Here is a 7,512-nt window from a genome sequence, read left to right on the forward strand (position 1 = left end):
CAGACTCAGCGGAACAGGTCCCAGACGCTGAACGTGGTGCGCTTGTAGACCGCGTTGTAGGCGGCGCGCTTCGGATCGCGCACCCACCCCATGCCCGGCCGGCCGTCCTCGCGGCCGGCACCCGTGCACCGCACCCGCCAACCCCAGGAGCTGACATGAGCACCGCACCCACCCCTTCTTCCTCCGACGACGCCCCGGCCGTCCTCGTCGAGGCGCGGCCCGGCGTCGTGCGGCTGACGCTGAACCGGCCCGCGAAGGGCAACGCGCTCGGACTGACGATGGCGCGCGAGGTGCTCGCGGCGATCGCCAAGGCCGAGGCGGACGAGTCCGTGCACGTGCTCACGCTGACCGGCGAGGGACGGATCTTCTGCGGCGGCGGGGACGTCCAGGCCATGGCTGCCGCGCCTGCCGGGCCGGAGCGGCGCGCGATGATCCAGGAGCTCGGCGAGGCGGCGGGCGAGGTCGCGGTGGCGCTGACGGGCTCTCGCCTGCTGGTGCTGGCCGGCGTCAACGGGACGGCCGCCGGGGCGGGGCTCGGGCTCCTGCTGGGCGGCGACGTCGTGCTGGTGCGCGAGGACGCTCAGCTGGTGACGGCGTTCTCCGCGCTCGGGATGACACCGGACACGGGCGTGTCCTACTGGCTGCCGCGGGTGCTCGGGCCGGTGCGCGCGACGCAGCTGCTCCTCGGCGGGCGGCGCCTGAACGGGACCGAGGCCGTCGCATGGGGCCTGGCGACCGAGGCGGTGGCCGGCGGCGCGTTCGCGGCGCGTCTGGCGGAGCTCGAGGACGAGCTGGTGGCCGGTCCGGCGCACACCTATGGGCCGACGAAGGCGCTGGCGCGCGGGGCCGACGTCGAGGCGCTGCGCGCGCATGTGCGGCAGGAGGCGGCGTCGATCGCGGCGGCGTCCGAGCACCCGGAGGCCGTGCGGCGGGTGGAGGCGTTCGCGGGCCGGTGAGAGGTGGGCGGCGGCGCGGGCCGGCGGCGTCGCCCACTGAGGCGACGCCGCCGCGGGCTCAGGCCGGCGGCGGCTGCGCCGGCCCCCCGGCGAGGTCCGTCCGAGCCCCGGTGAAGCGCGAGAGCCAGGCGAAGCGGCCGCGGGTGCGGTGCGCGTACAGGGCGAACGCCACGATCAGGGCCCCGAGCGTGCCGACGATCATGTCCGTCATGGTGTCCGTGTTGCCCTTCTGCGTCTGCGCGCCGAGCGCCTGGTCGGCGGTGAACTCGGCGATCTCCCACGCCAGGGCCACGAGCGAGTGCAGCGCCATCACGAGGAGCGCCTCGAGCCCGGGCGGCAGGACCAGCCCACGGCGCGCGGCCGCGACGCCCAGCAGGAAGACGCACCCGAGCGCGATCGGCACGCCGGAGTAGAAGTGCACGAGGGCATCCCACCACGGCCAGGCGTCGTAGCCGCCGAGCGCGGCACCCACCCACGGTGCGACGAGCAGCAGGGCCGCGTACATCGCATGCAGCGCGGTGGGCAGGCGGACCCGGTGGGCGCGTTCGAGGGCGATCGGCACGGGGACCACCGTGACGATCTGCAGGCTGAGGCCGGCCGCCTCGCGGTGTCCCTGGGCGGCGAGGACGGCGGCTCCAGCCAGGAGGACGACGGCCGCGAGGATCAGGGGCGAGCGCCGGACGAGGGCCCGCTGGCGGGAGCCGGGGTCGGGGCGGGCGTCGGGGTGGGTGTCGAGGTGCGGTGTCATGGCGGGGGGCTCAGGCGGACGGCGGGACGGCATCGGGCACCAGCTCATAGACGAAGGCGGGGCGGACGGCGTCGTCGTCCTCCAGGGCGACGACGCCGGGCACCCGCCGGTAGCCGGCGCCCTCGAAGGCGTCGAGGCGGTCCCAGTGGTCCGGGAGGTCGGCGGAGACGAGCACCTGGGCGGGGACGTCGGTGGTCGCGTGCGCGGGCGCGGTGCCCGCGAGGACGACGCCTGGGTAGCCGGTGGCCGCACCGATGCCGCTGGCGTGGAGCGTGCCGCGGAGGGTGCCGGGGATCCAGGTGCCGCGCACACCGTCCATGACGTGCGCGTTCGAGCGGCCGGGCGCCAGGGTGCCGTACGCGGCGAGGGCGTGGGGGGCGAGGACCTCGCTGGCGAGGCGGGCGACGGTGCGGGCCAGGCGGACGTCGCGGGAGGTGAGGGCGCGGACGTCGTGGCTGTGCATGCCCACGGTGAGCCGGCCGTAGGAGACGGTCAGGTCCGGGTGGTGGTCGGCGGCCTCGGCTGCCTCCCCGATCCGGTTCGCCAGGGCCAGGGCCGTGGCGAAGTCGTCGGTGGCGTAGGTGATGGTGAGCTCGGGTGGGGTGGTGCCGGCGGGTGTGGGCGACGGCGTGACGCGCCAACCCCCGAGCTCTGGCACCCCCGTGAGGGCCACAGCAAGCTCGGCTGGGTCGATCGCGGTGTGAGGTGGGAGGGCGGCGAGATGCTCGAGGCGGTTGAGAGCGGACGTCATGGGGCCATGATGCCCGGGGGACAAACTTCACGGGGCGCTCACCGCCGGTTCAGCCCTCTCGTTGGCCCCCGCCGAGATTTTCGAGGACCTCTCGCCACGGGCCAAGACGGGTGGTGATCGTCTGAGCCGAAGGGCCACCGTGGGCCTGGCGCCACTCCTCGTGAGCGGACTGGCTGTGGGTGGCCGACTCTGTCATGAACCGCTCCATCCACACCCGGAGTTCCTCGGTAGTGAAGGGGTTGGCGGGCTTCGGCGGGTTGGGGGTACCGCCGGCCGCCTCCACGAGCTGGACCCAATTGGTGCCAGCGCGGCGCAGGACCGTCGGCGTGGCGGGGACTCCGTGTTCCGCCGCCCAGCTGTTGTAGGCGGCGACGGTCAGGCGCGGCCCTCGGTCCTCGATCGCCCGGCGCACCAGGGTCAGCGGGTCGTCCCCCGGATCGAGCTTGCCCTTCCAGTCGACCCGGGTCCGCTTCCGCCCCGGGAAGCCCATCGACTGACCGGCCACGACGCGCAGGGCGCGCGCTCGCATCTCTTCGAACCCCACGCCGAGACGATTGCGGATCAGGGCCGCCGACGGCATGCCCGGGCGCGCGGAGAGCCAGTCCGAGAGTTCGAGGTAGGTGCGGGGGGGCGTCGCTGAGGACCACGCGTCCACCAGTGCTTCGACCAACTCTGCGTCGGAGTACTTGGATCGACTCCGACGCCGGTCCGTGACCGCGATGCCCGCGCGTTCGAGAGCGGCGTTCCATCCACCAAACCGGTTGGCCACTGTCTGGTGAGTGGGCACTCCGTGGCTCCGGGACCACTGGGTGAACGACTGCGCCGCCGTCTCTCCCGTCTCCTCGTAGAACTCGCGGAGAGCAGAGAGCAGAACCTCGTCCGGGGTAGCCGAGGACGTCTTGCGCGGCTTGGCGTCTCCCAGATGGAACTTGACGCGCTTGCCCAGCAACCGCCGCAGCTCCTGCTGGGACAGACTCAGATCCTGCGATGCCACAGAGAGCGGCACGCCCACGTGTCGCTCCGACCAGGACACGGCGGCCGCCCGCTTCATGCGGAACTCCTCGTCAGCGAGGAGTTCGCGGTACGCCTTCAATTCCTTGGTCGAGTACCCCGCTTCATCACGGATGAGCTGCCGGACCCGTTCCCGGGTGCGGCCGAACCGCTCCCCGATCTCGGCCAGTGTGCTGCCCTCGAAGTACTCCCGGGCCATCCTCACAGCGCGCGGGGTCGACGGCAGGATGGTCATGCTGGCCAGCGCAGCGAGCTCACGGCGTCGCTTCGAGGTGAACGGGGCGTTAAGAGACTCCGAGCCGGGTGACACGGAAGGGACCTCGAACTCCACTGTGCTCCTTCATCATCGGAATTGCATGACGCTTATCACACCATACGGTCGGCACTGCACCGCGCCCGGGAACATTCGCGCCCCTAGAGCGTCACGAGTCGAACCCGAGCCCCGGGTCCGGCGGGGTGCCGTAGGTTCGCAGGGCCGCCCCGTAGGGCAGCGGGAGGCCGTGGCCCTGTGCCCAGCTGACGAGGACCTCGACGGTCTCGGCGGCGGTGAGCTCCTGCAGGGGCTGGACGAGGTCCTGGGGGTCGTTGGCGGCCTCGTCCGCAGCCCGGCCCCGGCCGATCCGCCAGTTGTAGGCCCCGAGCCCCTCGAACCGCTTGGCGATCTCCACCATGAAGAGCCCGTCGCCCAGCAGCATGATCTGCGCGTACCGGGTGGGCGGCTCGTCCTCGAGGATCAGCTTGTCCCGCGGGTCGGTGAGGGCGTGCACCAGGTCCGCGATCTGGGCGGCGCTCTCCAGCCGGTGCCAGCCCGGGTCCTCCTCGCCACAGACGGTGGCGGTCCACCAGAGGTCGGTCGCGGGGGCGGATGAGGCCATCCACTCCACAGCTTCGCGGGGCGGCTCGACGAGCTCGACGGCGCCGGGGGCGCGGTGTGTGGCGAGACCGCGAGCGCCGTCGGCGGTGATGCTGCCGGGCGCGCTCATCGGAACATCCGCAGGACATCGCCGAGACCGAACGTGGTGCGCTTGTAGACCGCGTTGCGGGCGGCGCGCTTCGGATCGCGCAGCCAGCCCATCCCCTTGCGGCCGTAGCCGGGGATGACCTTGCGCTTGATCGCGCGCTTGGCGCGGCCCGTGGTGCGGGCCTTGATGGACTTCTTCAGGCTGGGCTTGCGGAGACCGATCTTCATGGGGCGAGCGAACTGGGTGAGGTGGACGGGGTGAGGGGGTCAGCGCCTCGTCAGGACCTGCCCCTGGCCGGGCTGTCAGGCAATTCTGTCGTCCTCCTGGGCGGTGTGCAGGAACCACTCCAGCGCGTCGAGGAACGCCTCCTGCGCCGCGGGCGGCTGAAGGGTCTGCGGCTTGATGCTCGGGCGCCGGCGGAGAGACTCAGGACCGAATTCCAGCCCGGGGATGAGATTCAGACGTCCCCGGAATTCGTCGAGAAGCGCCTCGTCCGTGAAGGGAGGCCACTTCGCCAGGTGATAGAAGACGACCTCGACGCCGTACGTCGGGTACAGGATCACCGGCCAGATGGCGCGTGCTGACGTGCGCGGGACGACCAAGAAACAACCGCCGGCGGCATTGTCCGCGAATTTCGCCCGGCCACCGCGCTCGACCCAGCCTCGTTGGACCTCGATCAGTGCGCGGGCCGATTCGGGATCGTTGTGGTCGTGCAGTCGGTCGACCCAGCGGTCCCGGAGCGCAGAGTCGTTGCCCGGGGCCGCGAGCGACCGGGGATCGGTCAGGTCGACATCGACGTCGATGAGCTCGGCGAGCTGCTCCGCCAACAGACGCTGGCCGCCGTCGGCACGTCCATCCTCGGAGAAGCGCACGCCTTCGGCCGCGAGGACGTCGTGCGGATCGTCCGTCCGGTGGACGTCGGCCCACCGGAAGGACGGAGAGACGGTGCCTCCTGCTTGCAGCACACGATGAGCGTGCGGCAGGGCAGTCCGTGCGAGGTAGGTCCCCACGGGGACCGGATGGCTTCCGATCAGCCGTGCCAGTTCGCCATAGGAGGTCCAGAACCCGGCGGGAATGGCCTCGACGGCATCCGACAGCGTCTGCCAGGCCGTGTGAGCGACCCCGGAGGCGGCCTCTGCTGAGGGCCCCGGCCAGATACCGACGATCCGGTCCGCCAGCCGCTCGGCGCGAGCACGGATCTGCGCGGGACCCCATACCGGCTCAGCGGAGATCTCCTGGTTCATGCGGATGCCGCTCTTGGCCAGCTCCGCACGCTTGACCGCAAAGGGCCCGTTGCTCAGCTCGCTGTTGTACCCGGTGAGGGTGAGGTTGCCCAAGGTGTGGAGGAGTTCGGTGTGCACCTCTCGAAGGTCCTGGTGCGCCTCGAGCTGGCCGGCCAGAGCGCGCTCCCACTCCTCCGTGAGCGTCTGCGGCATGACGTGCTCGATGGTCGCGCTGTCGAGGTCCACCGGCTCCTTGCTGCCGTAGGACTCCTCGATCCACCGGAGGATCAGCTTCCGGTGGGCCGCCCGGCCCGTCGTGTAGAAGGGTGCCGTCATCACGGCCTGGCGGATCTGATCGTCGGAGGCGAAGTGCTTCCGTCCGCTGGAGAGGAAGCGCTGCAGGGCATCCGCCGGGTCGTCCTGACCCTGGATGTCAGCCGTGGCCGCGAGCAAGGTGGTGTTGAGACCGTCGGAATAGCGGCCGAAGACGAGGCGCCGGACCAGGTACGACTCGAGGTAGAGGAGCGCACGGGCCAGTTCGTCCGAGTCGATGTCCCCCAACGACCGGCGCTCCATCAGGTGCAGTGTGATCGGGAACGTCGTCGTCGTGCGCCAGGCGCGCAAGCGCGCCAAGCGGAACCGCACTGCGGCGTCCTTCTCCTTCTCCGGACGGAGCATGACGTCGTAGAGACGCCCCAATGCCAGGAACCGCTCGACTTCCGCCCTGACCTGCGGCTCGTCCTGCAGGCCACGCATGCGACGCTGCTGCCCCGCGTAGATCTCCGTCTGGCGGACCTTGGGATCCTGTTGCACCAGGTCAAGCCAGAACAGGGTCTCCAGTTCCTCATTGGAGAGCAGGTTCTGCAACGGGAGCCACAGGGTGGTGTAGACCTCATCCGCCCGTGTGGGCAGCTGCATGAACAGGTAGTTCCTGAGCAGGTCGCCCTGGGTGAGCTTGAGGCCGGTGTTGTTCAGCGACTCGAAGATGCGGTGGGCGTTGTCGTTCTCCCCGGTGGTCACGGACACGATCGACAGGCCGGCGACGACGGCGGACTCGACCTCCGCCAAGGTCAGCGGCTCCTCTTCACCGCCAGCAGACGGTTGACTCAACCCGAGCAGCTTCGTCAGGAAGAACTGGTGGGCTTCGCTGATCCTGGATCCTTCGGCAGCGTCCGGGGCGTGCTCGATCCGTCCGCGGTAGGCGCCACGGTCGGCCTGGGTGGGCAGAACCTTGTAGCGGAGATCGCCGTCCTCCCACTTGTTGACCAGGTACTTCTCGTTGACCCGATCGGCGTGCATGGGGCCTTCGTGCTCAGCCCGGTGGTCGCGGACAGCGGCGAGGAGGAGCGTCAGAGTCGTCAGCCGTTGCTGCCCGTCCACCACGAGCCACCGCTGGACGCCACCGGGCCCGTTGTCCCGGAAGCCGGCGAGAACGAGGGAGCCGATGAAGTGAGTCGCCGAAAGGTTGTGCCGGCGGCGGTCGGCGACGTCCACGACGTCCTCCCACAGTCGCTGCCACTGCGGGCGGCCCCAGGAGTACGTCCGCTGATAGAGCGGGACCGTGTACTGGTAGGAGCCCCCGAGGAGTTCCTGAAGGGTGACTTCACGCGCGGCGACCATGGGACGAGCTTAACGGGGGCCCTGAGGCCAGATCGTCCCGAGGTGTCAGGGCCGTTCGGCTCAGGCCCCGGAAAGCCGGTCCTGGAAGATCTTCGATCAGCCGGCCTGCCTGAGGGCGGTCTCCTGGGTCTGGAGGAAGCCTTCCTGGTCGCGGGTGCTCACGCGGTCAAGTCCCTGGAAGTGGTGTAGCCGTCTTCGAGGTTGTAGGGGGCTTGTACCTGTCAGGTCTGCAGGGTCGGCA

Annotated in this window: 8 protein-coding genes; 1 reads left to right on the plus strand and 7 read right to left on the minus strand. The window is 70.8% G+C overall.

Annotated features, from left to right (window positions below):
* Positions 1-5: 5 nt before the first annotated feature.
* Positions 6-134, minus strand: coding sequence for a hypothetical protein (locus KVS67_RS14285; RefSeq protein WP_255351296.1), 129 nt, complete (start codon positions 132-134; stop codon positions 6-8).
* A 21-nt stretch (positions 135-155) separates the two neighbouring features.
* Here KVS67_RS14285 and KVS67_RS06615 point away from each other — a divergent pair, with 21 nt between their 5' ends.
* Positions 156-956: an enoyl-CoA hydratase/isomerase family protein gene (locus KVS67_RS06615; protein WP_217565149.1), complete on the plus strand. Its 801-nt coding sequence runs from the start codon at positions 156-158 to the stop codon at positions 954-956.
* Positions 957-1,014: 58 nt separating this feature from the next.
* Here the strand turns inward: KVS67_RS06615 and KVS67_RS06620 are convergent, their stop codons facing one another.
* From KVS67_RS06620 to KVS67_RS06645, 6 genes are all read right to left on the minus strand, one after another.
* Positions 1,015-1,704, minus strand: coding sequence for a hypothetical protein (locus KVS67_RS06620; protein ID WP_134377222.1), 690 nt, complete (start codon positions 1,702-1,704; stop codon positions 1,015-1,017).
* Positions 1,705-1,714: 10 nt separating this feature from the next.
* Complete coding sequence (locus KVS67_RS06625; RefSeq protein ID WP_081339235.1) at positions 1,715-2,455, minus strand: 4a-hydroxytetrahydrobiopterin dehydratase; 741 nt, start codon at positions 2,453-2,455, stop codon at positions 1,715-1,717.
* 49 nt (positions 2,456-2,504) lie between these two features.
* The gene (locus KVS67_RS06630; RefSeq protein WP_134415896.1) at positions 2,505-3,701 is read right to left on the minus strand and encodes a homing endonuclease associated repeat-containing protein; all 1,197 of its coding nucleotides are present in this window, start codon (positions 3,699-3,701) and stop codon (positions 2,505-2,507) included.
* Between the two features lie 187 nt (positions 3,702-3,888).
* Positions 3,889-4,449, minus strand: coding sequence for a hypothetical protein (locus KVS67_RS06635; RefSeq protein ID WP_134377220.1), 561 nt, complete (start codon positions 4,447-4,449; stop codon positions 3,889-3,891).
* The gene (locus tag KVS67_RS06640) at positions 4,446-4,655 is read right to left on the minus strand and encodes a hypothetical protein (protein ID WP_134377219.1); all 210 of its coding nucleotides are present in this window, start codon (positions 4,653-4,655) and stop codon (positions 4,446-4,448) included. Before KVS67_RS06640 ends, KVS67_RS06635 begins: the two co-directional genes overlap by 4 nt.
* A 75-nt stretch (positions 4,656-4,730) precedes the next feature.
* Entirely contained in the window at positions 4,731-7,271 is a 2,541-nt protein-coding gene (locus tag KVS67_RS06645) for a DUF262 domain-containing protein (RefSeq protein WP_217565150.1), read from the minus strand.
* Positions 7,272-7,512: the final 241 nt, after the last annotated feature.

The organism is Micrococcus sp. GbtcB5, from assembly GCF_019091605.1.
GTDB lineage: Bacteria > Actinomycetota > Actinomycetes > Actinomycetales > Micrococcaceae > Micrococcus > Micrococcus luteus.

Bases quoted from the DNA above. Each gene is read 5' to 3' on its own strand.
- KVS67_RS06615 (WP_217565149.1), top strand. From the start codon at position 156: ATGAGCACCGCACCCACCCCTTCTTCCTCCGACGACGCCCCGGCCGTC.
- KVS67_RS06620 (WP_134377222.1), bottom strand. From the start codon at position 1,704: ATGACACCGCACCTCGACACCCACCCCGACGCCCGCCCCGACCCCGGC.
- KVS67_RS06625 (WP_081339235.1), bottom strand. From the start codon at position 2,455: ATGACGTCCGCTCTCAACCGCCTCGAGCATCTCGCCGCCCTCCCACCT.
- KVS67_RS06630 (WP_134415896.1), bottom strand. From the start codon at position 3,701: ATGACCATCCTGCCGTCGACCCCGCGCGCTGTGAGGATGGCCCGGGAG.
- KVS67_RS06635 (WP_134377220.1), bottom strand. From the start codon at position 4,449: ATGAGCGCGCCCGGCAGCATCACCGCCGACGGCGCTCGCGGTCTCGCC.
- KVS67_RS06640 (WP_134377219.1), bottom strand. From the start codon at position 4,655: ATGAAGATCGGTCTCCGCAAGCCCAGCCTGAAGAAGTCCATCAAGGCC.
- KVS67_RS06645 (WP_217565150.1), bottom strand. From the start codon at position 7,271: ATGGTCGCCGCGCGTGAAGTCACCCTTCAGGAACTCCTCGGGGGCTCC.